Raw genomic sequence first — 25,071 nt, 5'->3', positions numbered from 1 at the left:
GGGCCCGGCAACTGGTTAAAGTCCAAAACAGACCCGCTCCTACCCCTCGAGCGGGTGTCAACGCAGACGAGACGGTGAGCAGATGGATCTCTTCGAATACCAGGCGAAGGAACTCTTCGCCAAGCACGAGGTGCCGACTTCGGCTGGGCGTGTTACCGACACGGTGGCCGGCGCACGCGAGATTGCCGAAGAAATCGGCAAGCCCGTGATGGTCAAGGCGCAGGTCAAGGTCGGCGGCCGCGGCAAGGCGGGTGGCGTCAAGTACTCCGCCGACGCCGATGCAGCGCAGGCCAACGCCGAGGCGATCCTGGGCCTCGACATCAAGGGTCACGTCGTCAAGAAGCTGCTGGTCGCAGAGGCGAGTGACATCGCCGAGGAGTACTACATCTCCTTCCTGCTCGACCGCACCAACCGCACCTACCTGGCCATGTGCTCGGTCGAGGGTGGCGTCGAGATCGAGGTCACCGCCGAAGAGAACCCCGACGCACTCGCGAAGATCCCCGTGGACGCCGTCAAGGGCGTCGACCTCGCGTTCGCGCGCAGCATCGCCGAGGCAGGAAAGCTGCCCGCCGAGGTGCTCGACGCAGCGGCCGTGACGATCCAGAAGCTGTGGGAGGTCTTCATCAACGAAGACGCTCTCCTCGTCGAGGTCAACCCGCTCGTCCGCACGCCCAGTGACGAGATCCTCGCGCTCGACGGCAAGGTCACGCTGGACGAGAACGCCGCGTTCCGTCAGCCCGGCCACGAGGCGTTCGAGGACCGGGACGCCACCGACCCGCTCGAGCTCAAGGCCAAGGAAAACGACCTCAACTACGTCAAGCTCGACGGTGAGGTCGGCATCATCGGTAACGGCGCCGGCCTGGTCATGTCGACCCTGGACGTCGTCGCCTACGCAGGTGAGAAGCACGGTGGCGTGAAGCCCGCCAACTTCCTCGACATCGGTGGCGGCGCCTCCGCAGAGGTCATGGCGAACGGCCTGGACGTCATCCTGAACGACGCGCAGGTCAAGAGCGTGTTCGTGAACGTTTTCGGTGGCATCACCGCGTGTGACGCGGTCGCCAACGGCATCGTCGGCGCCCTGAAGACGCTGGGTGACGAGGCCAACAAGCCGCTGGTCGTCCGCCTGGACGGCAACAACGTCGAAGAGGGTCGTCGTATCCTCGCCGAGGCCGCCCACCCGCTGGTCACGGTCGTCGGAACCATGGACGAGGCTGCCGACAAGGCCGCCGAGCTGGCCTTCGCCGCAAAGTAAAGGGACTTAAATCACATGGCTATCTTCCTGACCAAGGACTCCAAGGTCATCGTCCAGGGCATCACCGGCGGCGAGGGCACGAAGCACACCGCGCTGATGCTCAAGGCCGGCACCCAGGTCGTCGGCGGTGTCAACGCCCGTAAGGCCGGCACCACCGTCACCCACGACGGCGGCGTCGAGCTGCCCGTCTTCGGCACCGTCGCCGAGGCCATCGAGAAGACCGGCGCGGACGTCTCCATCGCGTTCGTTCCCCCGGCCTTCGCGAAGGACGCCATCGTCGAGGCCATCGACGCGGAGATCCCGCTGCTCGTGGTCATCACCGAGGGCATCCCCGTGCAGGACTCGGCGTACGCCTGGGCGTACAACGTCTCCAAGGGCAACAAGACCCGCATCATCGGACCCAACTGCCCCGGCATCATCACCCCCGGCGAGTCGCTGGTCGGCATCACCCCGGCCAACATCGCGGGCACCGGCCCGATCGGCCTCGTGTCCAAGTCGGGCACGCTGACCTACCAGATGATGTTCGAACTGCGTGACTTCGGCTTCTCCACCGCCATCGGCATCGGCGGCGACCCGGTCATCGGCACCACCCACATCGACGCCATCGAGGCGTTCGAGAGGGACCCCGAGACCAAGGTCATCGTGATGATCGGTGAGATCGGTGGCGACGCCGAGGAGCGTGCCGCCGATTACATCAAGGCGAACGTCACGAAGCCGGTCGTCGGCTACGTCGCGGGCTTCACCGCCCCCGAGGGCAAGACCATGGGCCACGCAGGCGCCATCGTCTCCGGTTCCTCGGGCACCGCGCAGGCCAAGAAGGACGCCCTCGAGGCTGCCGGCGTGAAGGTCGGCAAGACGCCCTCCGAGACCGCTGCGCTCGCTCGCGAGATCCTGCAGAGCCTGGCCGTCCAGGCCTAGGCCCTCCGGGCCCGTGTGCCTTTCTGGTTGCTCCGGCTACCGGAAAGGCGCACGGGTCGTTCAGGCGTCGACCCACATCTCCCCGGCCGGATCGAGTGTCCCCGTCCCCGACGTGACGGCAGCGACCAGATCGGCCAGCTCCGCAGAGTCCCTCGCCGCGAGGGTGAGGACCGCGGATTCCGCGTATGTCGTGTCCACCACGACGACGCCCCGCCCCCGCAGTTCCGACTCGACCCGGCCCGCCTCGGCGTGACCCACGGCGAGAGTGTGCAGGTGGCGGCGTTCCCTCCCCACGAGCGGTGCGGCATCGACCGCGGTGGCCACCGCGCCCGAGTAGGCGCGCACCAGTCCGCCCGCCCCCAGCTTGATTCCCCCGAAGTACCGGGTCACGACGACCGCGACGTCGACGAGGTCGCGGGCCTTGAGTACCTGCAGCATCGGAATGCCCGCGGTGCCACCGGGTTCGCCGTCGTCGTTCGCACGCTCGACCCGGTCGCTGGGCCCGTTACCGACGATGAACGCCGAACAGTGATGTCGCGCATCGGGATACGCGCTGCGACGATCCTGGACGAAAGCCTGCGCCGCCTCGGCGTCCTCGACGCGCCGCAGGGCCGCGATGAAGCGTGAATGCTTCACCTCCGTCTCGAGGATGAGATCGGCGGTGCGTGGAGCGAGGGTGTACGGCACCGGACCATTGTCTCCTGTGCTGCTCCCGGCTCCCGCACACGTGACCGACAGCGGTGACCGACGGGTATACGTAGGCTAGCGTCGGAAGAGCGCACGCAGACGACCACTTGTCGACTAGGAGAAGTCATGACGTTCACGCCCGGCGGGCCGAATTACGGTCCGCCCGCGCAACCGACTGCAGGGAGAGAATCGAAAGGCCTGGGCTTCTTCCTCCTCATCGGTGTCGCAGTTCTCGGTGTCCTCAACCTGCTGCTCGGATTCGCGCCGTATGCCACGCTGGCGCGAGAATCCGTGAACTCGTTCGAAGCCAACACGGACGGGCTCGGACTGCTGTTCCTCGGTGGTCTGCTCGCGGCGGCATCCCTCCTTCCGAGGCAGTCCTATGCGGGTGCGGCCGCAGCGGCGTCCATCGCGGGCTGGATCGTCGCGTTGTTCGTCTTCCTGAACGTCGACGCGGATTCCGGGTGGGGCGCAATTTTGATCCTCGTTCTCGGCTTCATCCAGTCGGCTGTGGCCGTGGCGGCGGCGCTGTTCGACATCGGCCTCCTCAAGCAGCCGGCGCCGAAGCCCGCCGCGGCCGCGGGCTTCGGTCAGGCCGGCCAAACTCCTCCGCAGGGTTACGGCCAGAGCGCCGCGCAGGGGTACGCGCAGGGCTCGCAGCAGTCGTACGGGCAGCAGCAGCCGCAGGGTTACGGCCAGAGCGCCCCGCAGGGCTACGGGCAGCAGGGCCAGTCGCAACCCGGCTACGGGCAGCAGAACCAGCCCGGCTACGGCCAGCAGGGTTACGGCCAGCAGGGTCAGCCGTCGCAGGGGCAGCCCGGCTACGCCCAGGGCTACGGGCAGCCTCAGCAGCCGGGTTACGGAGCGAGCACGGGTGCCGGATCCGGGTCGTACGACGCCCCGACCACCGCCTACCAGCAGCCGCAGTACCAGGGGTACTCGCAGCCGTCGACGCCGTCGCAGCCCACCGGAACGCCCAGCTCGCAGTACCCGGCCGGCACCAGCTACGGTTCGGCGCAGCACGCGGCGCCGGCGTACGGTTCGCAGGCCGAGTCCTCGCCCGTGGAGCGCACGCTGGAGTACGGCGAGCAGCCGTCCACCGAGGCGAAGCCGGCCGAGTCGGCCGAGAAGTCCGAATCGGAGGGGTACAGCGCGCCTACGCAGGCGTTCGACACGCGCGCCGACAGGGACGACAAGTAGCGGTCCATCCAGCAGGTGGCCTCTGACCGAACCTGGTCGGAGGCCACTTCTGTGCGGCGCGCCTGACCGCTGTCGCGGCGTCGGAGTGCCACTCTCGAGGGGATGAGTTCTTTGGTTGATCGTGCTCAGCGCGTCGCACAGGGTGCACGACGGCGAGCCGTCCGTGACGACGAGCGGCGAGCCGTCCGTGATGACGAGCGGCGAGCCGTCCGTGACGACAGGCGGCGAGCGGTCCGTGACGATGCGCGGCGAGCCCCGCGACAGCGTCCGGTGCCCGACGCGGACGAGATGCGGGCGCTGCTGTCGGTCGCGTTCCGGCCCGCGGGGGTCACGGTCGTCCTGCTGTCCGCGCTCATCGTCGTCACGCTGGTGGCGGCGAACAGCGACCTCACAGGAACGTTCGGTGCCATCGCGGCGTCGTGGCTGGCGATTCACCAGGTGCCGTTGACGATCGACGGCACGTCCCTCGGTGTTCTCCCTCTGATCCCGACGGCGGGGATGATGTGGGTGGTCGCCCGCGGGTGCGCGGCGGCGGTGCATCCAGCGTCCTCGCGGCGGTACGCCCTGCAGGTGATCGGCGCCGCGGTGGCCGGACCGCTGGTCGTGACGGCCATCGCCCTCGCGGTCATCGCGGACGCGTCGGCGGTCATCCCGCTGTCCTCCCCGAATGCGCTCGCCGCGTTCGGGTGGGTGCTGGTGGTGCACCTGCTCGCGGCGGGGATCGGTGTGGCGGTCGCGATGTGGCCGACGCTCGGTGCGCAGGTTCCGTCGTGGGTCCGGGACGCGGTGCGGCCGGGACTGCGCGCGATGGCGGCGATCGTCGGTGCCGGGGCGGTGCTGGTCACGATCTCGCTGCTGATGGAGTGGTCCACGGTCGGGGCGCTGCTCGAACGCGGCGACGGCGTCGTCGGGCTGCTCGGACTGACGATCCTGTCCGTGCTGTACCTGCCGAACGTGGTGGTGGGCGCGGCGGCCGCCGTCATGGGCGGGACGGCGCAGATCGGGGACGTCTCGGTCAGCGTGTTCGGGAACGTCGGTGGTTCGCTGCCGCCGTTGCCGCTGCTCGGCGCGGTTCCCGACGGGGTGTCGGGTGGTGCCTGGCCGGCGTTGCTGGTGGTTCCGCTGCTGATCGGTGTGATGCTCGGACGCGACTATGGACGTCGCGTCGCCGGGCAGGAGGCGCTGTTCACCGTGCTGACCGCCGCCGCGGGTGTGGGTGTGGTGACGGCGGTACTCGGACTCGTGTCGGGCGGCAGGCTCGGCGCGTTCGGAACGGTCGAGCTGAACTGGTGGGCGTTCGGGCTGCTCACGTTCGCGTGGCTCGGACTCGCGGGCGCGGTGACGGCAGTGGTCGTCGCCTGGCACCGGAGCCGGGGCGCCGCCGACGAGGCCGACACGGAGGACGAGGAACCGCACCTTCCCGGTGCGGAGGAGGTTCCGGCGATCGCCGCCCCGATCGCCGACGAGCCGGAGGCCCCGGCAGCCGCCGCTCCCGGCCGGGTGATCGAAGCCGAACTCGTCGACGACACCGAGGCGCCGGCGGCCCCCGTCGCACCGCAGGACACCGACGCCGAGGCCGAGGTCGTGGTGGATGCCGAGGTCGAGGAGGACGCGGCGGCGGCAGAACCCGAGGGGGCCGGGAAGGCGGGCGAGGCCCCGGAAGCAGACCTGCCCCGCGGGCCTGCAACCCCCAGCGACTAGGCTCTTGGTCGGTCGACGATGCGACCGCCCCCTTTCGATTCACCCGGCCTTTCGATTGTTCAGGAGTAGAGCGCTGACTTCCTCGCGTGACCACCTGGGGCCCACGACCACTTCGCCGGTCGCGTCCGCGCCGGCGCGGATCGTCGTACTCGCCTCCGGTGCGGGAACGCTCCTGAAATCGTTGATCGATGCGACCCACACCGACGGGTATCCCGCCGAGATCGTCGCCGTCGGCGTCGACCGCGACTGCGACGCCATCCGGCACGCCGAGTCCGCGGGCATCACCCACTTCCGGGTCGGGCTGCGCGACCACGCCGACCGGTCGGCGTGGGATGTCGCGCTGACCGAGGCCGTCGCGTCGCACCAGCCGTCGCTCGTGGTGTCGGCGGGATTCATGAAGATCCTCGGCCCCGCCTTCCTGGACCGCTTCGGCGGTCGCATCATCAACACGCACCCCGCGTTGCTGCCCGCATTCCCCGGCGCGCACGCGGTCCCGGATGCGCTGGCCTACGGCGTCAAGGTGTCGGGTTCGACGGTCCACCTCGTGGACGCGGGCGTCGACACCGGACCGATCCTGGCGCAGGAGCCCGTGCCGGTGCTCGACGGCGACGACGAGTCGACCCTGCACGAGCGCATCAAGACTGTGGAGCGACGGTTGTTGGCGGACGTCATCGCCGCTGTCGCCACCCGTGGAGTTGTTTCCGATGGACGAAAGGCCGTGATCCCCAGTGAGTGAACGCAAGGCAGTACGCCGAGCGCTCGTCAGCGTCTACGACAAGACCGGTCTGGTCGAACTGGCTACGGGCCTGCACAAGGCAGGCGTCGAGCTGGTGTCGACAGGGTCGACCGCAGCGAAGATCGCCGACGCCGGCATCCCGGTCACCCCCGTGGAGGCGCTGACGGGCTTCCCCGAGTGCCTCGAGGGCCGGGTCAAGACCCTGCATCCGCGGGTGCACGCCGGCGTCCTCGCGGACACCCGGAAGCCGGAGCACCTCGCGCAGCTCGAGGAACTCGGCATCGAGGCATTCCAGCTGGTGGTCGTGAACCTGTACCCGTTCACCCAGACCGTCGCCTCCGGTGCGACCCCCGACGAATGCGTCGAGCAGATCGACATCGGCGGTCCGTCCATGGTGCGCGCGGCCGCGAAGAACCACCCGTCGGTGGCCGTCGTGGTCGATCCCGCCCGCTACGACGATGTGCTCACCGCGATCGCGGACGGCGGTTTCACGCTGCCCGAGCGCACCGCCCTCGCAGCGCAGGCGTTCCAGCACACCGCGTCGTACGACGTCGCGGTCGCGAGCTGGATGACGTCCACGCTGGTGGACAGCGGTGACTCGCAGTTCCCCGAGTGGGCAGGCGCCACCTGGGACCGCTCGGCGGTCCTGCGGTACGGCGAGAACCCGCACCAGGCCGCGGCCCTCTACGTGAACTCCGCCGCCCCGGCCGGTCTGGCCCAGGCCGAGCAGCTGCACGGCAAGGAAATGTCGTACAACAACTACACCGACGGCGACGCGGCATGGCGTGCGGCGTTCGACTTCAGTGAGCCGGCCGTCGCGATCATCAAGCACGCGAACCCGTGTGGCATCGCGGTCGGAGCCGACATCGCCGAGGCGCACCGCAAGGCACATGCCTGCGACCCGGTCAGCGCGTACGGCGGAGTCATCGCCGCGAACCGCGAGATCACCGTCGAAATGGCCGAGCAGGTCGCCGAGATCTTCACCGAGGTGATCATCGCTCCGTCCTACGCCGACGGCGCGCTCGGTGTGCTGCAGCGCAAGAAGAACGTCCGCGTCCTTCTCGCGAAGGCGCCCACCGCGACGGGGATCGAACTGCGTCCCGTGTCCGGTGGGGCACTCCTCCAGGAGCGCGACGTGCTCGACGCCGAAGGCGACGACCCCGCAAACTGGACCCTGGCCGTCGGCGACGCCGCCGACGAGCAGACCTTGAAGGATCTCGAGTTCGCGTGGCGCGCGTGCCGTTCGGTGAAGTCCAACGCCATCCTGCTCGCCTCCGACGGTGCGTCGGTCGGCGTCGGCATGGGCCAGGTCAACCGCGTCGACTCCGCGCACCTCGCGGTGCAGCGGGCCGGTGACCGGGTGGTCGGGTCGGTGGGCGCGTCGGACGCGTTCTTCCCGTTCCCCGACGGACTGCAGGTGCTCGCGAACGCCGGCGTCAAGGCAGTCGTGCAGCCGGGTGGTTCCGTCCGCGACAACGAGGTGATCGATGCGGCGAAGGAAGCCGGCATCACCATGTACCTGACGGGTGCGCGGCACTTCGCGCACTAGCGTTCAGCTTCTTTCTCGAACGGGTCTCGGCATCGCGCCGGGGCCCGTTCTGCGTTGTCAGGCCGCTGCGGCCCCGTGCACGCGGCCGGTGCCCTCGAGTTCCCGCGGCGAACCGGTGATGACGACGCGGGCGGCACCGCGACTGCGGACCTCGCTGATCAGTTCGCCCAGTCCGGCCTCGTGGGCGGCGTCGCAGTGCGACAGGTCGAGGGTGACGGCGTAACCGGTGAGGTCGTCCGGCAGGTCCAGATACGGGGGCGAGGTGGACAGTTGGTTGATGCGAAGTTTCATGTGGTGCTCCTGAAAGTGAAGGGTAAAAGAAAAGGCACCCGAGGGGTTTGCCCTGGGTGCCCGAGAACGACTTGGTTGAGTCTCAACGTTCGCGGGGTGCGCCGTACTTGGTGATGTGCTTGTCGGCGGAGCATCGACGCCATGCGGGTACGGATGCGAAGAGCGCGTGAAGCTGCATCATGGCCGTACCTTTCTGCGTGTCGTTGCTGGTTGGTAGATGACCGTACAGCACCGGTTGAGGGTTTGCACTTCCATTATCCGGCCACCGTGCAGGAATGCGCGGTTGAGCAGCGACTCTTCGCCCAGAGTTGCCGTGCCGTTCACATCCGCAGATCGATTCGGCGGACGCGCGGGCAATTGCGTGGGAATCCGGCGAATCGGTGCGCGTCCGTCGCATCCCACCACTTTGGTTACAGGTTGCTTTCGATCCGGACTCGAGCGGCACGAACGCGCGGTGCAGCTGATTCACTCGGGGCTGATGTGACTCGAGTGGCACCTGTGGAAGGAGAGTGGCGCCCGGACTGCGACGGTGCGCCCATCCCCGTTATGAACCGTTTTGCAATCAAGGCCGGCCTCGGCGCCTGCGTTCTGGGTGCGTCCGTGCTCATCCCTGCTCAGGTGTCGGCGGAACCCGCGGCGACGGCGACGGGCACCGAACTGTCCGGGATGACGGTGTTCCTCGACCCCGGACATCAGGGTTCCAGCGAGGGTCACGACCTCGCGCAGCAGGTGAACGACGGCCGCGGCAACACCAAGGACTGCCAGACGAGCGGCATGACGTCGCTCGGCGGGGTGCCCGAGCACACCATCAACTGGAACGTCACCCAGCTGGTGAAGAGCAGCCTCGAGAGCCTCGGCGCGAAGGTCGTCCTGAGCCGTCAGGACGACACCGGCTGGGGCGGGTGCATCGACGAAAGGGCCCGTGCGGCAAGCGAATCGAACGCCGATCTGGCGGTGAGTATCCACGCGGACTCGACGGCGCAGGGTGAGGACGCGGGCAAGCACGGGTTCCACATGATCATCCCGTCGCTGCCCATCCCCGACGAGAAGGCGGACGCGGCGCAGTCCGGCGGCGGGCTCGAGGCGTCGAAGATGATGCGCGACGCCTACAAGTCCGACGGCTTCGTACCCGCCAACTACGCAGGCGTGAACGACGGCCTGCAGACCCGCGCCGATGTAGCCGGGCCGGCACTGACCCAGGTTCCGCTGGTGTTCGTCGAGATGGGCAACGGGTCCAACAAGGAGGACTCCGCGCAGCTGGAGAGCTCCGACGGCCAGTTGAAGCACGCCATCACCATCACGACGGGCATCGTCACCTACCTGCTGACGGGGTCGGAGACGGCGCCCGCCCAGGAGCTGGCGGCCGCGCCGGCCGCGACCACGGCACCCGAGGCGAGCGAGGACAGCGCGTCGTCGACCACCACCACGACCCCGAAGGCGACCACCCCGAAGTCGACGAACCCCAAGTCGACGGCGCCGGACTCGGCGCAGCTGTCCGAGCTGATGGAGATGCTCGCGCCGCTGCTCGAGGTCCAGGGGCTGGACGGCCTGCAGGACCTCGTCAACGACAAGAACCTCGGGCTCGTATCCGATCTGGCGAGCACACTGATGGCCGTGATCACCGGGGCCGGCGGGAACTGATCACAGCGACGCGATCCACCGGCCGAACGGTTCGGTGAACTCCGCCGAGTAGGGCAGCGGTTCCACGTAATCAGGTCCGGTGGACGGACGGTCGCCGACGTCCTTGAGGACGTGATTGGCGTTCGTCATCCGCACCGGCGTCAGCGCGGTGTGCGCGAGGGCGTCGTTCAGGCCGTCGACGTCCGCTTGTTGCACCTGAATGTCCTTCGCGGAGCAGCTCGTGAGAACCGGGAACCCGGCGGGCAGCCGGCCGGCCAGTGCGCGGGGGTCGAGGGCGTCCTCCTCCGCGAGGGCCTTGGCGTTGGCGTGGACCAGCCCGGCGTTCTGCAGGGGTTCCGGCAGGTCGTCGGGGATCGTGCCCGACGTGCGGAGCGATTCGACGGTGTCCGCGAGCGCGAGCCGTAGTTCGTCGGCCAATTCCACCGGCAGCTGCCCGGCGCCGACGACGGCGTCGAGCTGCCCGTGGATCTGTGTGGTGAGCAGGTCGAGGAGCCGGACGCTGAGCGGTTCGAGCAGTCCGACGGCGCGCACCCGCGACTCGTTTTCCGCGGTGGCGAGCGCGAGGGCGACGAGACCGCCGTCGCTGTGTCCGATGACGATCAGCTGCGACGGGTCGACCCCGGGTTGGGCGGCCAGGAAGTCGAGGCCCGCGGACGCGGCGTCGACGAAGGTGGTGAAGCCGAGACCGCCGACCTCTTCCACCTCGTACGGGCCGAGGGCGGTTTCGCCGCTGCCGATCTTGTCGTAGCGCAGGCTCGCAATGCCGTGCTGTTCGAGCACGTCGGCGAGGTGGCGCAGGGTTCCGATGTCACCGGGGAGCAGGGCGCTGTCGCCGTTGCGATCGGTCGGACCGCTGCCGGCGAGCAGCAGTGCGGCGGGCGCCGACCCGTTCGCGTCGGCGAGGGTGCGGAGGCTGCCGTAGTAGGTGACGGCACCGCTGGCGAAGGTGATCTCGGTGTCAGGCATGGGGACTGTCTACCAGTTCACGTCGCGCGCAGTCGCTTGGTCATGGCACGCGGGCATCGCGGCCGAGATCTCAGAGAAGCATCACAGAACTCACAAATTCGGCGATTAGCGTCAGCATCACCAGTTGTTCCAACGGATTACGTCCGAGAAGAGCTCCCGACTCCAGGAAGGTGCCGCATCATGAACGTCGTACAGCTGACCACCGGTGATTTCGTCGCCGCCATGTTCTCCCTCGACTTCGTCGACGGCGGGTTCCGCCGGGAGGCCGTCGAGCGGATTCACCTGGGCGCGATCGACGAGTGGGTGTCTGCGCTCACAGGCTCGGGACTGTTCTCGAACCGCGCGGTCGCGAACGTGGTCCGGGCATGGCGAGCTGATCCGCGACTCCTGCTGGACTCGCTTCTGACGGCGGCCGATCCGGTGACGGTCGAGCAGTACCGCGCCGCGTGGAGCGAGTTGGACGCCGCGTCGTCGTACGCGGTTGCGGCGTAGGAGCGCAGTGCTCAGGCGGGCCGCCGAGCATTAACCGCGTGCCGATTCGCCCGAACCCTCGTAGCGTGGAGTGGTGACGTCATCGGAACACAGACCTTCCACCGTCGGCGAACTCCGCGAGTCGGGCCACGTTCAACGCACCGTCAAGGAAGAGATCCGCGAGAATCTGCTCGCGGCCCTACGCGACGGTCGTGACCCGTGGCCCGGCATCGTCGGTTTCGAGGAGACGGTGGAACCGCAACTCGAACGGGCACTCATCGCAGGTCACGACGTGGTGTTGCTCGGCGAACGAGGTCAGGGCAAGACCCGCCTCCTCCGCACCCTCAATCTGCTCCTCGACGAATGGACCCCGGTGATCGCCGGTTCCGAACTCGGGGAGCATCCCTATGAGCCCATCACCCCGGCGTCGATCCGCCGGGCGCAGGAACTGGGCGACAGCCTCCCCGTCGCGTGGCGGCACCGCAGTGAGCGGTACTCGGAGAAGCTCGCGACCCCCGACACGTCGGTGGCAGACCTCGTCGGCGACGTGGACCCGGTGAAGGTTGCGGAGGGCCGGAGTCTCGGCGACCCGGAGACCATCCACTTCGGTCTCGTTCCCCGCGCGCACCGGGGCATCGTCGCCATCAACGAGTTGCCCGACCTCGCCGAACGCATCCAGGTGTCGCTGCTCAACGTCATGGAGGAACGCGACATCCAGGTCCGCGGGTACACCCTCCGGTTGCCGCTGGACGTCCTCATGGTGGCCAGTGCCAACCCGGAGGACTACACGAACCGCGGTCGCATCATCACCCCGCTGAAGGACCGGTTCGGCGCCGAGATCCGGACCCACTACCCGACGCGTCTCGACGACGAGGTCGCGGTCATCCTCCAGGAAGCGCACCTCACCGCCGAGGTGCCCGAGTACCTGCTCGAGATCCTGGCCCGGTTCACTCGGCTGCTCCGCGAGTCGACGTCGGTCGATCAGCGGTCGGGGGTGTCCGCCCGCTTCGCGGTGGCAGGCGCCGAAACCGTGAGCGCTGCGGCGGTGCATCGCGGCGCCGTCCTCGGGGAGGCGGACCCGGTCGCGCGGCCCGTCGACCTCGAGACCGTCGTCGACGTGCTGCGGGGCAAGGTGGAATTCGAATCCGGTGAGGAGGGACGCGAGATCGAGGTCCTCGAGCACCTGCTCCGGCGGGCGACGGCCGACACGGTCCGCACCCGGCTCGGCGGGATCGACCTCGCCGAACTCGTGGACGCCGTCGAACAGGGCGACCCGGTGGTCACCGGCGAACGGATCACGGCGAAGGCGTTGCTGAACGAACTGCCCGAACTCGAGGTCCTCGACGTGCTCGCCGAGCGGCTGGGCGCGGAGTCCGACGGAGAGCGGGCCGCGGCGGCCGAGTTCGCCCTCGAAGGGCTGTACCTGGCCCGGCGGATCTCCAAGAACCCGGACATCAACGGGCAGACGGTGTATTCGTAATGTCCCGCAAGGCGGAACGCGGGCCGCACAATGCGCGGTACGGGCCGTACGAGGGTGGTGATCCGCTGGCGGCGCCGGTGGACCTGCGCGAGGCGCTCGCCGCGATCGGTGACGACGTGTTCGCGGGCAGTTCGCCGCGGCAGGCGTTGCGTGAGATGCTGCGCCGTGGCAACCGGGACATGCGCGGGCTGGACGAGCTTGCGGCCGAGGCCAATCGGCGCCGCCGCGAACTGCTGAAGCGGAACAATCTGAACGGCACCCTCGAGGAGGTCCGGGAACTCCTCGACCGCGCGGTACTCGAGGAACGCAAGACGCTGGCCCGCGCGCTCGACGACGACGCCCGCTTCTCCGAGATGCGCCTCGAGGAACTGTCGCCGTCCACCGCGCAGGCCGTGCAGGAACTCGCCGACTACGACTGGCGCAGTTCCGAAGCCCGCGCCGACTACGAGAAGATCCGGGACCTGCTGGGCCGCGAGGTGCTGGACCAGCGGTTCGCCGGCATGAAGCAGGCGCTCGAGGGTGCCACGGAAGAAGACCGCGAACGCATCCGGGAGATGCTCGCCGATCTCAACGACCTGCTCGACAAGCATTCCCGCGGCGAGGACACGCAGGAGCAGTTCGACGAGTTCATGGACAAACACGGGGAGTACTTCCCCGAGAACCCGCGCAACGTCGAGGAACTGCTCGACTCGCTGGCGCAACGGGCGGCGGCGGCGCAGCGGCTGCGGAACTCGCTGTCGCAGGAGCAGCGCGACGAACTCGACGCGCTGGCGCAGCAGGCGTTCGGCGATCCGTCGCTGATCGGACAGCTGGACCGCCTCGACCAGCACCTGCAGGCGGCGCGTCCCGGCGAGGACTGGCAGGGCGCGCAGCGGTTCCGCGGCGACGACGGCATGGGCCTCGGCGAGGGCACCGGGGCGTTGCAGGACATCGCGGAACTCGAGTCGCTCGCCGAGCAACTGTCGCAGCAGTACGCGGGCGCACAACTCGACGACATCGACGCCGAAGCCCTGGCCCGGCAACTGGGCGACGAGGCGGCGGCGGACGCGCAGACCCTCGCCGAACTCGAGAAGGCCCTGCGGGACCAGGGTTTCTTCGACCGCGGGGCGGACGGCCAATGGCGGCTGTCGCCCAAGGCGATGCGCCAACTCGGTCAGACGGCCCTGCGGGACGTCGCGCAGCAACTGTCTTCGCGTGGCGGGCAACGGGAGACGCGGCGCGCCGGGGCGATGGGGGAGCCGACGGGGGCGTCCCGCGAGTGGGCGTTCGGCGACACCGAGCCGTGGGACGTCACGCGCACCATCACCAACGCGGTGCTGCGGGCGGCGTCCGATCCGGTCGAACGCGGTCGCGTCCCGGTCCGGTTGTCCGTCGCGGACGTGGAGGTGATGGAGACCGAGCAGCGGTCGCAGGCGGCGGTCGCGTTGCTGGTCGACACGTCGTTCTCGATGGTGATGGAGGGGCGGTGGGTGCCGATGAAACGCACCGCCCTCGCGCTGAACCACCTGGTGAGCACCCGGTTCCGCAGCGACGAACTGCAGCTCATCTCGTTCGGCAGGCACGCGCAGGTGCTGACGCCGTCGGAGTTGGCCGGGCTGGACGGCGCCTGGGATCAGGGCACCAACCTGCACCACGCGCTGCTGCTGGCCGCCCGGCATCTGCGCAGGCACCCCAACGCGCAGCCGGTGGTCCTGATCGTCACCGACGGTGAGCCGACGGCGCACCTCGAGCCGGACGGCTTCGCGTATTTCGACTACCCGCCGAGTGCCCGGACCCTCGGTCTGACGGTCCGGGCACTCGACACCCTCGCCCGGCTCGGCGCCCACGTCACGTTCTTCCGGCTCGGTGAGGATCCCGGTCTCGCGCGGGTGGTGGACCGGATGGCGGAACGGGTCGGCGGACGCGTCGTGGCCCCCGGCCTGGACGGTCTCGGCGCCGCCGTCGTCAGCGACTACATGCGTCGCAGGCGCTGACCCGTGAGTACTTCTTAACCGCCGGCGGTTAAGAAGTGCTCACGGGTGCGTCAGCGCACAGCGGCGGGCTGGTGCTGGGTGATGCAGTGGATGCCGCCGCCGCGCGCGAAGAGCGGGCGGGCGTCGACCGGCACGACAGTGCGTCCGGGGTAGGCGGCCGACAGGATCGCGACCGCTTCCTCGTCCGCGGGATCGTCGAAGCTGCACGCGATGACGCCGCCGTTGACGACGAAATGGTTGATGTAGCTGTAGTCGACGAAGCCCTCTTCGTCGCGCAGGATCTGCGGCGCGGGGACGGTGATGATCTCCCACGACTCACCGCGGGCGTCCGTGGTCTGCTTCAGCACGTCGATGACGGCCTTGCTGACCTCGAAGTCGGGGTGCTCGGGGTTGCGCTGATCGTGCACGAGGACGACACCGGGCGACGGGATGGCGGCGACGATGTCGACGTGCCCGCGGGTGCCGTACGTGTCGGAGTCACGGGTCAGGCCGCGCGGCAGCCAGATCACCGTGGTGGCACCGATCGTGCGGGCGAGTTCCGCCTCGATGTCGGCCTTCGACAGGTCCGGGTTGCGGCCGGGGTCGAGTTGCACGGTCTCGGTCACCAGCACGGTGCCGAGGCCGTCGACCTGAATGCCGCCGCCCTCGTTGACGATCGGCGAGTCTACGAGTTCCGCCCCGGACCGCTCGACCACCAGGGCGCCGATCTTCGAGTCCTTGTCCCACTGGGCCCAGTCCTGGCCGCCCCAGCCGTTGAAGATCCAGTCGACGCCGCCGAGGCGTCCGTCCTCGGACAGCACGAACGTGGGTCCGATGTCGCGCATCCAGGCGTCGTTCAGCGGTGCCTCGACGATGTCGATGTCGGCGGACAGGTACTCCGTGGCCGCGGGCACCTCACCGGGGTCGACGACGACGGTGACGGGTTCGAATCGGGCGACCGCGTGCGCCACCTCGGCCCACGTTGTGCGCGCCTCGTGCTGCTCCTCGGGGGTGTCGCCCAGGGAGTAGCCCGCGCTGGGGTAGGCCATCCAGGTGCGTTCGTGCAGTTCGCCTTCCGCGGGCATGCGCCAGGTCATCAGTTCCTCCCGAACGGGGACGCGTGATCGACGGGCTCGGTCAGGACGCCGTACGTGTCGGGGCGCCGGGTGGCCAGGAACGGGAACAGGGCCAGCCAGTCCTCGCGCTGCTGGAGGTCGAGGTCGGCGACCAGCACCGCGGATTCGTCGCGCGGGGCCTGCGCGAGGATGCGGCCGTAGGGGTCGGAGATGAACGAAGAGCCGTAGAACGTCATGAGGCCTTCGCCGCCGTGGCGGTTGGGCACCACCATGAACGTGCCGTTCGCGATGCCGTTGCCGACGATCACCTGCTGCCACAGCGGCTGGGTGTCGAACTGCGGGTGGTCGGGTTCCGAGCCGATCGCGGTGGGGTACACCAGGATTTCGGCGCCGCCGAGCGAGTAGGCGCGGGCGACCTCGGGGAACCATTCGTCCCAGCAGGTGGGGAGTCCGAGCTTGACGCCGCCCAGTGCCTCGGCGGTGTGGACGGGGTACGGGTTCTCGGCCGGGCCGCCGCGGAAGTAGGTGTCCTCGTAGTAGCCGGCAGTGACGGGGATGTGCAGCTTGCGGGTGCGCGCGAGCAGTTCTCCGGAGGGGGCGACGAGGATGGCGGTGTTGAAACCGAGTCCGTCCTCGTACCGGACGCCGTTCTCGGAGTCGTTGCGCTCGTACAGGGACGCATGGACGAGGACGCCGTGTTCGGCGGCGGCCTTGGCAGCGAACGTGAACGTGGGCCCCGTGAGCAGGTCCTCGGCCTGGCGGCCGGGGTTGTCACCGCCTTCGACGAAGGCGGGGTACCGGCTCAGCGTGAGTTCGGGGAGGAACACCACGCGCGCCCCGAGCTTGGCTGCCGCGGCGATGCCCTCGTCGAGTTCGGCCCGCAGATCCTGCTCGTTCTCGTGCCAGCGGTGCTGGACGAGGCCGACGCGGAGCGGGGTGCGTCCGGTCTCGCGCGTCCTCGACAGGGACTCGGGAGGGGTGAGGGCGGTGATCGTCAACATTGTGATTCCTCGGATGTTCGGTTCGGCGAGCGCCTAAAACGAATTGGATTCGTTAAGTATGGTGGGTAAACGCTCGGCGATCAAGGGGCGGGGAGCGAAGATTTCGATTCCTTCGGTATCCGCCCTGGTCGCCGGTGACATACACCGACCAGGAGGGCACCCATGCCACGGCCATCACAGCGACTGCTGTCGCCGGAGATCATCACCGAAGCCGCCATGCGCATGGTGGACCTCACGGGTGATTTCACGATGCCGGGTCTCGCCGAACGGCTGAAGGTGCGGCCCTCCTCGCTGTACAACCACGTGTCCGGGAGGGCGGAGATCATCGAACTGATGCGTGCCCGAATGATGGCGGGCATCGTGGTGGCGGACCCCGACGGCAAGTGGAGCGAGACGGTGGCCGGCCTGGCGCGCGAATATCGGCGCAACTACGCCGAGCACCCTCGGCTGATTCCTCTGTTCACCGCGCACACAGTGCAGTCCGGTGTGGCTTTCGCTCTGTACAACGCTCTGGCGCAGGCGTTCTCGGACGGCGGCTTCACGCCCGAGGAGATTCTGCACGCCATCACGACGGTCGACAGTTTCGTGCTGGGGTCGGCTCTGGACCTCGCCGCACCCGAGGTGGTCTGGGCGACCGCCCCGGAGGCGAACGAGTCCATGCGGGCCGCCCTGGCCACGTCCGGGCCGAACCCCGGACGGGCGGATGCAGCATTCGAGTTCGGGCTGCGGACGCTTATCGCTGGCTTGGTGGCGCAGGCTCCGAACGAGCCGTGAGATCGCCCTCGTCCCGCAACGCGGAGGTGTCGCGGTTGAGGGTCTTGCCCTCGAAGAACGCGGGACTGCGGAAGCGCATGATCATCATCAGCACGGCGCCGAGCAGGAGGATGCCGAAGCCGAGGAAGAAGACCAGGCCGATGCCGCCGATGGAGGCGCCGCTCGCGTTGTCCGGGTTCATACTCTCCTCGATCGAGATCACGAACACCGCGAGCAGCATGAGGCCGCCGAGGAGCGGGAACGCGAATCGGAAGACGATGTTGCGGAAACTCGTGAACAGGCTGTCCCGGAAGTACCAGACACACGCGAACGCCGTGATGCCGTAGTACCAGCAGATCATGATTCCCAGAGCGGCGATCGTGTCGAGCAGTGTGCGCTCGGACAGGAACGTGACCACCGTGTAGAACACCGCGGTGACGACACCGGCGACGACCGTGGCATACGACGGGACCAGGAACCGGGGGCTCACGTCGGCGAGCTTCTTGGGGAATGCGCCGTAGGCGCCCATGGCGAGCATGGTCCGCGCGGCCGGCAGGAACGTGGTCTGCAGGCTCGCGACCGAGGAGACGAACACCGCGAGGAACAGCAGCATGCCACCCCAGTTGCCGAGCACCGGATCGGCGAGGGCGCCGAAGACGTTCTCCGAGTTGTCCGGGTTGCCCAGTCCGAGACCGTCCTCGCCGACGCCGGCGTACATCATCGCGGCGACCGACACGAGCAGGTAGGTCAGCAGAATCGTGATCACGCACAGCAGTCCGGCGCGACCGGGGGTCTTCTTCGGGTTCTTCGACTCCTCGCCCAGCGTCAGGCAGGTGTCCCAGCCCCAGAACGCGAAGATCGAACCCGTCAGGCCGATCACGAACGCGCCGACGGCCAGTCCCGTGAACGGGTTGAACCAGCTCAGATCGAACGACAGCCCGGCGGGGGCGTCCCCGTTGCCGACGTGGACCAGTGCCACCACCGCGAACGCGATGAGCAGGACCATCTGGAAGCCGACGAGCGCAAACTGCAGCTTCTCGCTGGTGGTGATGCCGCGACTGGCGATCCACGTGGCGAGCGCGATGAAGAGCAGGGTGGTGCCGACGTTCACGAATTTGTTGCCGGGCAGGTCCGCGATGCTCGGGGCGTCGAACAATTTCGCGATGAACAGATAGAAGAACTGCACGGCGATCGCCGCGAGGTTCGAGAGCACGATGATCGTGGCGATCACCATGCCCCAGCCGCACATCCACCCGACGTACGGTCCGAACGCCTTCGTCGACCACGTGAACGACGCGCCGCAGTCGGGGGATTCGGAGTTGAGTTCCCGGTAGGCGTACGCCGTGAGGAACATGGGGATGAAGCCGGCGATGAAGATGGCGGGCATCTTCAACCCGACCGCGGCGACGATCAGCCCGATGCTGGCCGTCAGTGTGTAACCCGGTGCCACGGAGGAGATTCCGAGGATCGCCCCGGCAAAGGTTCCGACCGCGCCGGTGGCCAGCCCTTTGGTGCTCACGGCAACGCCGGACGAGGCCGGTGCGCCTTCGCTGTTCGTCATGTCTGAACCTCCGGTCGGGAACGATCGTGGATCCGGGGTGGGTGTCGCGGACGGTTTACTCACTGTTGGGGAACTCCTGCTTGGGGACGACGACCATGGGCACCGGCAGGACGCGGAGCATCTTGGCCGCGGTGGATCCCAGGAACAGTCGACGAGGTTGGGCGAGACGGCTGGAGCCGACCATGACGAGGTCGCCGTCCTGCCAGTCGAGTTTGCGGACGGCCGATTCGACGGCGTCGCCGTCGGCGATCGTCACGGAGACGGGGAAGTCTTCGGGTAGTGCGGACTTCGCCTCGTCGAGGGTGGACTGCGCATGGGCGACCGCACGCTCGCGGACGCTCTCGGAGGTGTCCCGATGATCGCGAAGGTGGTGGTGCGGGTCCAGTTCGACGAGCGAGACGAGGCGCAGCGGGGTTTCCATCCGCTTGCTGGTCCGCACGGCGGTGCGCAGCAGCACGTCGGCGCCGACGCGCGTCCCGAGTGCGCACGTGACCTCGCGGATCTTCTTCGCGGAGGAATGCCGATGACCGCGCGGCGCGAGGCAGATGGGCACGTGTGCGGAGTGCAGCAATTCCGTCGACACGGATCCGACCGAGTGCCTGCCGAGCAGGCCGTCACCCGCGGCGCCGACGACGATCGCGTGCGCGTGGAGGCGGGTGACCTCGTCGAGGAGGCCCTGCGCGAACGAGTCGTGGAAACTCAGGTGCACGTCCACGTCGATGTCGCTCGGCACCGACGACTTCGCCTCGTCCAGCCAGCGCTGCGCGCGGGAGGCGAGGATGTCGTCGTAGCCGGTCTCTGCCGGAACTCTCGCCGGGACCGTGCGGTCCGGCGGGAGAACCATGCAGATGTCGAGCTGTGCGCCGAGACTGCGGGCGAGCTGCGCCCCGAGGGCCAGACCGTCCTGCCCGCTGGGGGTGGCGAGATATCCAACGACCAATCGCATGGTGACGGTTCCGTTCTGTCTCGGGGCGGGGGGTTACGCGAAGCCGACGTACTTGGTCTCGAGGTACTCCTCGATGCCTTCGGTGCCGCCTTCGCTGCCGAGTCCGGACTGCTTGACTCCACCGAACGGCGCGGCGACGTCGGAGATCACTCCGCGGTTGACGCCGACCATGCCGCTCTCGAGCTTGTCGGCGACGCGGAACGCGCGTTCGACGTTCTGTGTGTAGATGTAGGCGGCGAGACCGTATTCGGTGTCGTTCGCAGCGGCGACGCCCTCGGCCTCGGTGTCGAATCCGGTGATCGCGGCGACGGGTCCAAAGATCTCCTCGCGGACGATGCGGGCGTTCGCGGGCACCTCGTCGAGGACGGTGGGCTGGAAGAAGTAGCCGGGACCGTCGACGGACTTGCCGCCGGTGCGGACGCGGGCGCCCGCGGCGACGGCGTCGTCGACGAGGGACGCCACGTTGCGGCGCTGCTTCTCGTTGACGAGGGGACCGACGTTGGTGCCGTCCGCGCTGCCCGGTCCGACGGTGAGCGCGGCGATCCGGTCGGTGAGCTTGGTGGTGAACTCCTCGCGCACCGAGTTCGCGACGATGAGGCGGTTGGCGGCGGTGCACGCCTCGCCGCCGTTGCGCATCTTCGCGGCCATCGCGCCCTCGACCGCGGCGTCGATGTCGGCGTCGTCGAACACCACGAACGGGGCGTTGCCGCCGAGTTCCATCGACGTGCGCAGAACCTGCTGGGCGGACTGCTCGATGAGGATCTTGCCGACGCGGGTGGATCCGGTGAACGTCACCTTCCGCAGCCGCGGGTCGGCGAGCAGCGGTTCGGTGACCGCGGCGGCGTTCGACGCGGGCAGCACCGACAGCACGCCGGCGGGCAGCCCTGCCTCGGCGAAGATCTCGGCGAGCAGCAGCATGGTGAGCGGGGTGTCCTCGGCGGGCTTGACGATGATCGTGCAGCCTGCGGCGAGCGCGGGCCCGATCTTGCGGGTGCCCATCGCGAGCGGGAAGTTCCACGGTGTGACGGCGAGGGTGGGTCCGACGGGCACCTTGGTGACCATGATCCGTCCGCTGCCGGACGGCGACGTGGTGTAGCGGCCCTGGATGCGGACGGCTTCTTCGCTGAACCAGCGCAGGAACTCGGCGCCGTAGTTCACCTCGCCGCGGCTCTCGGGGAGGGCCTTGCCCATCTCCATCGTCATGAGCAGCGCGAGGTCGTCGGTGCGCTCGATGACCTTCTCCCACGCCGACCGCAGGATGATCGACCGCTGCCGGGGTGCTGTCGCCGCCCATTCCTCCTGGACCGCCGCGGCGGAGTCCAGTGCGCGCATCGCGTCCTTGCCACCCGCATCCGCGACGTCCGCGATGAGGGTCCCCGTTGCCGGGTCGTACACCGGGAAGGTGCCGCCGTCGATCGGGTCGGTCTGGGCGCCGTCGATCCACAGACCGGTGGGCAGGGTGGCGCGGAGCCGTTCGAAATCAGTCATCGGAGTCCTCGTGGTGGGGATGGTGGTGATCGCACGCCTCCGGGGTGGGGGCGACGTCGAGGGCGGGGTTGCGGTCGAAGAATCCGGCCGGCTTCAGCCAGAAGGACACGGTGTCCGCAGGCATGATCGGCCAGTCCTCCGGCCGCGGAATGTGGTGGATCCCGAACGTGTACCAGAGCACCACGTCGGTGTTCTCGATCGGGCGGTCGGCCGCGGTCCAGGCGGGGAGTCCGTGATCGACCTTGCTCTGGTTCACGAATTCCCCGGCGGGCCAGCGTTCGTCGGGGGAGTTGGGCGTCACCCAGACGGTGTGGCCGATGGCGCCGGTGCGCTGGAAGATGGGGGACGCCGGGTCGAACATCGACGGGATCGCGCCGCCGGGAACGAGTTTGTAGGCGGGGGCGGTGCCGAGCCCGGTGGTCGTGTTGTCGTTGACGACCTTCCACGCCCGCTGGCTCTGCCAGTCGAAGTCCTGCCTGCCTTCGAGTTCGGTGCGCAGCGGGGTGTTCTTCTGGCGCAGTGCCAGACCCAGCGGATTGTCCGGGCCCATCGGCACGATCTCGGTCTCGGTCGCGTACACCGTGTTCTCGGTGCCGTCGACGTCGAGATCGAGCCGCGCGACCAGGAAGTGCTGGTGGAACGGCGCGTACGTGCGGTTGTCGACCAGCGTCCCGCTCGGGTGCTCACCGCCTTCGGGGAAGTGGCTGACCACCATGATCCCGGTGGCGCGGACCTCGCACTCGATGTTGCCGTCCTGGTAGAACCGCCAGTAGACGAGGTACTCGTAGTTCGCGACCGTCACGTGCGTCGACACTGTCAGCCGCCGCATGCGGCGCACCTCGGCGCCGTCGTGGTCGACGTGCTTCCAGAGGACGGCGTTGTCCTCCTCGTGGATGCAGATCGCGTTCTCGATCGTGAACGGCACGCCGTGGCTGTCGTGGAGGACGGCGTCGAGGTACCGGATCTCGCCGAGGCAGTCGCAGCCCAGGGTGAGCGAGGTGGTCATGAACCCGATGCCCCACTCGCCGATGTCGAAGGCGGTGCGGCGGTAGTGATCGGGGCTGGTGTCGCGGTACGGCACCGCCATCTCCGCGAACGACATCCGGTTCGCGATCGAACGCACCCGGCCGTTGTCGTTGTACGTCACCGCGTGCAGGGTCATGCCCTCGCGGTAGTTGAACCCCACCCGCAGCGACCAGTTCTGCCATTCGAGTTTGTTGCCCTCGAGGGTGAACGACGGTCCCTCCGGCTGGACGATGTCCAACGCCTTCAACGGCGGCCGGGTGCTCGCGTTCCGGATCCGCTCCGGGATGTGGCGGGGCACGTACTCGCCCATGACCTCGGGACGTTCGACGCTGAACGTGTCCTCGATCTCGAGCAGTTCCATCTTGTTGACGTCGATCACACAGTGGAAACCGTTGACCGGGCCCGCATACGGGTTGGCGCCCTCGGCCGACCGCACCCAGGTGTCCGACCACCCGAGCCGGCGGCCCCTGTACTTCTCCGGGGTCACCGCGTCGCCGTACGTCCACACGTCCATGAACACCAGGCTCATGTCCGTGATCCCGCGTTTCGCGAGCGCGGCGATCACGTCCGGGTGCCCGCGGAGGAAGGCGTCGGCCTCTTCCCATTCGTCGACCGTGAAATTGGCCTGGACGTCCGGGATGTGCTGCCAGGAGACCACGTTGTCTCCGGTCAGCGAGACGAGCGCCTTATAGGTGTCTCCGCTGCCGCGGTCGAAGCACACGACGATCGCCCGGCGGTCCGGGACGGTGCCCGAACTGTCGAACGCCGACACCGCGGCCTTGTCCGGTTCGGCGAGTTCGATCGACGCGAACCGCCAGCCGTCCCCGACCCCGTGTTCCCGGGCGAGGACGGCCGCGGCCTTCGCGAATTCGTCCGCCCCCAAGGGGTCCAGAGGATGGAACGTGCCGGTGGTCGTCCGGGTCATGATGTCTCCTCTGGTCGATGGGTGGGCGGTTCGTTCTCGTGCGCCTTTCCGGTAGTGGTGGCTACCGAAAAGGCGCACGGGTCAGACGAGCGAGCGCACGATCTGCTCGATCACGGTCAGGGCGTCGTCGAGCAGGTCGTCGCCGATCACCAGCGGCGGAAGCAGCCGGATGACGTTGCCGTACGTACCGCATGTCAGCAGAATGACACCTTGTTCGAGCGCACGGGCGGCAATGGCCTTCGTCAGTTCCGCGTCCGGCTCGGTCGTGCCGGGCTTGACGAACTCCATCGCGAGCATCGCGCCGCGTCCACGCACCTCACCGATGACCCCGACCTCGGCGGCGAGGGCCTGCAGCCGCGGCAGGGCCAGGTCGCCGATGTGCTGTGCGCGACCGGGCAGGTCGAACTTCCGCATGCTGTCGATCGCGGCGAGCGCGGCGGCACACGCGACGGGGTTGCCGCCGTACGTGCCACCCAGTCCGCCGGGGTGCACCTTGTCGAGGAGTTCGGCGCGGCCCGTGATCGCGGACAGCGGCATGCCGCCCGCCATGCCCTTGGCCATCGTGATGATGTCCGGGACGATCTCCTCGTGCTCGCACGCGAACCAGGCGCCGGTGCGGGAGAAGCCGGTCTGCACCTCGTCGGCGATGAACACGACACCGTTGGCGCGGGCCCACTCCACCAGGGTGGGGAGGAATCCTTCGGCGGGAACGATGAATCCGCCCTCGCCCTGGATCGGCTCGATGATGATCGCCGCGAGCGAATCGGCGCCGATCTGCTTCTCCATCTGGCTGATGGCGCGCTGAGCGGCCTGCTCGCCGGTCAGTCCGTCCTGGTCCCGGTACGGGTAGGACATCGGGAGCCGGTACACCTCGGGCGCGAACGGGCCGAAGTGGGCCTTGTAGGGCATCGACTTGGCGGTGAGGGCCATCGTGAGGTTCGTGCGACCGTGGTAGGCGTGGTCGAATGCGACGACGGCGTCGCGGCCGGTGGCGAGGCGGGCGACCTTGATCGCGTTCTCCACCGCCTCGGCGCCCGAGTTGAACAGGACGGTGCGCTTCTCGTGATCGCCGGGGGTGAGGGCGGCGAGTTCCTCCGCCACGCGGACGTAGCCCTCGTACGGGGTGACCATGAAACAGGTGTGGGTGAAGTGCCCGACCTGCTCCCGGACCGCCTCGGCGACGGCCGGATCGGACGCGCCCACGCTGGTGACGGCGATGCCCGAGCCGAGGTCGATGAGGGAGTTGCCGTCGACGTCGACGACCACACCACCGTCGGCATCCGCCGCGTACACGGGGACGCTGGAGCCGACGCCCGCGGCCACGGTGGCGCGGCGACGTGCGGTGAGGGCCGCCGACTTCGGGCCGGGGAGCTCGGTGACCAGGGCGCGCTTCTGCGGCAGCCGGTACTGGATGTCGTTCATGATGGTGCAGTCCTCAAAGGTCGTGACGT

At 68.6% G+C, this 25,071-nt stretch carries 21 protein-coding genes; 11 read left to right on the top strand and 10 right to left on the bottom strand.

Going from position 1 to position 25,071, the window contains the following annotated elements; translation table 11 throughout:
* Positions 1–82: 82 nt before the first annotated feature.
* Positions 83–1,252, top strand: a complete 1,170-nt coding sequence (gene sucC, locus CA951_RS21330) for an ADP-forming succinate--CoA ligase subunit beta (RefSeq protein ID WP_087558705.1) — start codon at positions 83–85, stop codon at positions 1,250–1,252.
* Positions 1,253–1,267: 15 nt separating this feature from the next.
* Positions 1,268–2,170 (top strand): succinate--CoA ligase subunit alpha, encoded by a 903-nt coding sequence (sucD, locus tag CA951_RS21325; protein ID WP_087558704.1) that lies wholly within the window; start codon positions 1,268–1,270, stop codon positions 2,168–2,170.
* Positions 2,171–2,230: 60 nt separating this feature from the next.
* On the opposite strand, the gene CA951_RS21320 is transcribed toward sucD, so the two are convergent.
* Positions 2,231–2,857 (bottom strand): YigZ family protein, encoded by a 627-nt coding sequence (locus tag CA951_RS21320; RefSeq protein ID WP_087558703.1) that lies wholly within the window; start codon positions 2,855–2,857, stop codon positions 2,231–2,233.
* A 126-nt stretch (positions 2,858–2,983) separates the two neighbouring features.
* Between CA951_RS21320 and CA951_RS21315 the strand changes: the two genes are divergently transcribed.
* From CA951_RS21315 to purH, 4 genes are all read left to right on the top strand, one after another.
* Complete coding sequence (locus CA951_RS21315) at positions 2,984–4,057, top strand: DUF5336 domain-containing protein (RefSeq protein WP_087558702.1); 1,074 nt, start codon at positions 2,984–2,986, stop codon at positions 4,055–4,057.
* A gap of 111 nt (positions 4,058–4,168) precedes the next feature.
* Positions 4,169–5,758 carry a DUF6350 family protein gene (locus CA951_RS21310; RefSeq protein WP_087558701.1) on the top strand — a complete coding sequence of 530 codons (1,590 nt, stop codon included), beginning with the start codon at positions 4,169–4,171 and terminating at the stop codon, positions 5,756–5,758.
* 55 nt (positions 5,759–5,813) lie between these two features.
* Entirely contained in the window at positions 5,814–6,494 is a 681-nt protein-coding gene (purN, locus tag CA951_RS21305; RefSeq protein ID WP_143543077.1) for a phosphoribosylglycinamide formyltransferase, read from the top strand.
* On the top strand, positions 6,487–8,043 hold the full coding sequence (purH, locus tag CA951_RS21300) for a bifunctional phosphoribosylaminoimidazolecarboxamide formyltransferase/IMP cyclohydrolase (RefSeq protein ID WP_087558700.1): 1,557 nt from the start codon (positions 6,487–6,489) through the stop codon (positions 8,041–8,043). Before purN ends, purH begins: the two co-directional genes overlap by 8 nt.
* 57 nt (positions 8,044–8,100) lie before the next feature.
* On the opposite strand, the gene CA951_RS21295 is transcribed toward purH, so the two are convergent.
* Positions 8,101–8,334: a hypothetical protein gene (locus tag CA951_RS21295; RefSeq protein WP_087558699.1), complete on the bottom strand. Its 234-nt coding sequence runs from the start codon at positions 8,332–8,334 to the stop codon at positions 8,101–8,103.
* Between the two features lie 546 nt (positions 8,335–8,880).
* On the opposite strand from CA951_RS21295, the gene CA951_RS21290 reads away from it, so the two are divergent.
* Positions 8,881–9,975, top strand: a complete 1,095-nt coding sequence (locus tag CA951_RS21290) for an N-acetylmuramoyl-L-alanine amidase (protein WP_087558698.1) — start codon at positions 8,881–8,883, stop codon at positions 9,973–9,975.
* Here CA951_RS21290 and CA951_RS21285 read toward each other — a convergent pair whose 3' ends face one another.
* A complete protein-coding gene (locus CA951_RS21285; RefSeq protein WP_087558697.1) occupies positions 9,976–10,941 on the bottom strand; it encodes an alpha/beta hydrolase in 966 nt (321 codons plus the stop codon).
* Between the two features lie 180 nt (positions 10,942–11,121).
* Between CA951_RS21285 and CA951_RS21280 the strand changes: the two genes are divergently transcribed.
* The 3 genes from CA951_RS21280 (at position 11,122) to CA951_RS21270 (ending at position 14,865) form a co-directional block, all read left to right on the top strand.
* Complete coding sequence (locus CA951_RS21280; protein WP_087558696.1) at positions 11,122–11,433, top strand: hypothetical protein; 312 nt, start codon at positions 11,122–11,124, stop codon at positions 11,431–11,433.
* 73 nt (positions 11,434–11,506) lie between these two features.
* Positions 11,507–12,892, top strand: a complete 1,386-nt coding sequence (locus tag CA951_RS21275) for a sigma 54-interacting transcriptional regulator (protein WP_015889399.1) — start codon at positions 11,507–11,509, stop codon at positions 12,890–12,892.
* Complete coding sequence (locus CA951_RS21270; protein WP_087558695.1) at positions 12,892–14,865, top strand: VWA domain-containing protein; 1,974 nt, start codon at positions 12,892–12,894, stop codon at positions 14,863–14,865. The genes CA951_RS21275 and CA951_RS21270 overlap by 1 nt, the downstream gene beginning before the upstream one ends.
* Before the next feature lie 50 nt (positions 14,866–14,915).
* Here the strand turns inward: CA951_RS21270 and CA951_RS21265 are convergent, their stop codons facing one another.
* Positions 14,916–15,941: an agmatine/peptidylarginine deiminase gene (locus CA951_RS21265; protein WP_087558694.1), complete on the bottom strand. Its 1,026-nt coding sequence runs from the start codon at positions 15,939–15,941 to the stop codon at positions 14,916–14,918.
* Positions 15,941–16,921, bottom strand: a complete 981-nt coding sequence (locus CA951_RS21260; RefSeq protein WP_087558693.1) for a nitrilase-related carbon-nitrogen hydrolase — start codon at positions 16,919–16,921, stop codon at positions 15,941–15,943. The genes CA951_RS21265 and CA951_RS21260 overlap by 1 nt, the downstream gene beginning before the upstream one ends.
* Before the next feature lie 162 nt (positions 16,922–17,083).
* Between CA951_RS21260 and CA951_RS21255 the strand changes: the two genes are divergently transcribed.
* On the top strand, positions 17,084–17,695 hold the full coding sequence (locus CA951_RS21255) for a TetR/AcrR family transcriptional regulator (protein WP_015889403.1): 612 nt from the start codon (positions 17,084–17,086) through the stop codon (positions 17,693–17,695).
* On the opposite strand, the gene CA951_RS21250 is transcribed toward CA951_RS21255, so the two are convergent.
* From CA951_RS21250 to gabT, 5 genes are all read right to left on the bottom strand, one after another.
* On the bottom strand, positions 17,655–19,235 hold the full coding sequence (locus CA951_RS21250) for an APC family permease (RefSeq protein WP_087558692.1): 1,581 nt from the start codon (positions 19,233–19,235) through the stop codon (positions 17,655–17,657). The genes CA951_RS21255 and CA951_RS21250 overlap by 41 nt on opposite strands.
* Before the next feature lie 55 nt (positions 19,236–19,290).
* A complete protein-coding gene (locus CA951_RS21245; protein WP_087558691.1) occupies positions 19,291–20,181 on the bottom strand; it encodes a universal stress protein in 891 nt (296 codons plus the stop codon).
* A gap of 33 nt (positions 20,182–20,214) precedes the next feature.
* Complete coding sequence (locus CA951_RS21240) at positions 20,215–21,669, bottom strand: NAD-dependent succinate-semialdehyde dehydrogenase (protein WP_087558690.1); 1,455 nt, start codon at positions 21,667–21,669, stop codon at positions 20,215–20,217.
* Positions 21,662–23,620 (bottom strand): primary-amine oxidase, encoded by a 1,959-nt coding sequence (locus CA951_RS21235; RefSeq protein WP_087558689.1) that lies wholly within the window; start codon positions 23,618–23,620, stop codon positions 21,662–21,664. The genes CA951_RS21240 and CA951_RS21235 overlap by 8 nt, the downstream gene beginning before the upstream one ends.
* 81 nt (positions 23,621–23,701) lie before the next feature.
* Positions 23,702–25,042, bottom strand: coding sequence for a 4-aminobutyrate--2-oxoglutarate transaminase (gabT, locus tag CA951_RS21230; RefSeq protein WP_087558688.1), 1,341 nt, complete (start codon positions 25,040–25,042; stop codon positions 23,702–23,704).
* Positions 25,043–25,071 lie beyond the last annotated feature (29 nt).

This window comes from Rhodococcus sp. NCIMB 12038, assembly GCF_002165735.1.
Classification (GTDB): domain Bacteria; phylum Actinomycetota; class Actinomycetes; order Mycobacteriales; family Mycobacteriaceae; genus Rhodococcus_F.
This window is presented reverse-complemented; position numbering and strand designations above follow the sequence as displayed.

Coding starts and splice junctions, on each gene's coding strand:
- sucD (WP_087558704.1), top strand. CDS start 1,268: ATGGCTATCTTCCTGACCAAGGACTCCAAGGTCATCGTCCAGGGCATC.
- CA951_RS21245 (WP_087558691.1), bottom strand. CDS start 20,181: ATGCGATTGGTCGTTGGATATCTCGCCACCCCCAGCGGGCAGGACGGT.
- CA951_RS21250 (WP_087558692.1), bottom strand. CDS start 19,235: ATGACGAACAGCGAAGGCGCACCGGCCTCGTCCGGCGTTGCCGTGAGC.
- gabT (WP_087558688.1), bottom strand. CDS start 25,042: ATGAACGACATCCAGTACCGGCTGCCGCAGAAGCGCGCCCTGGTCACC.
- CA951_RS21285 (WP_087558697.1), bottom strand. CDS start 10,941: ATGCCTGACACCGAGATCACCTTCGCCAGCGGTGCCGTCACCTACTAC.
- CA951_RS21295 (WP_087558699.1), bottom strand. CDS start 8,334: ATGAAACTTCGCATCAACCAACTGTCCACCTCGCCCCCGTATCTGGAC.
- CA951_RS21235 (WP_087558689.1), bottom strand. CDS start 23,620: ATGACCCGGACGACCACCGGCACGTTCCATCCTCTGGACCCCTTGGGG.
- CA951_RS21260 (WP_087558693.1), bottom strand. CDS start 16,921: ATGTTGACGATCACCGCCCTCACCCCTCCCGAGTCCCTGTCGAGGACG.
- CA951_RS21270 (WP_087558695.1), top strand. CDS start 12,892: ATGTCCCGCAAGGCGGAACGCGGGCCGCACAATGCGCGGTACGGGCCG.
- CA951_RS21255 (WP_015889403.1), top strand. CDS start 17,084: ATGCCACGGCCATCACAGCGACTGCTGTCGCCGGAGATCATCACCGAA.
- CA951_RS21315 (WP_087558702.1), top strand. CDS start 2,984: ATGACGTTCACGCCCGGCGGGCCGAATTACGGTCCGCCCGCGCAACCG.
- CA951_RS21265 (WP_087558694.1), bottom strand. CDS start 15,941: ATGACCTGGCGCATGCCCGCGGAAGGCGAACTGCACGAACGCACCTGG.
- CA951_RS21240 (WP_087558690.1), bottom strand. CDS start 21,669: ATGACTGATTTCGAACGGCTCCGCGCCACCCTGCCCACCGGTCTGTGG.
- CA951_RS21290 (WP_087558698.1), top strand. CDS start 8,881: ATGAACCGTTTTGCAATCAAGGCCGGCCTCGGCGCCTGCGTTCTGGGT.
- sucC (WP_087558705.1), top strand. CDS start 83: ATGGATCTCTTCGAATACCAGGCGAAGGAACTCTTCGCCAAGCACGAG.
- CA951_RS21280 (WP_087558696.1), top strand. CDS start 11,122: ATGAACGTCGTACAGCTGACCACCGGTGATTTCGTCGCCGCCATGTTC.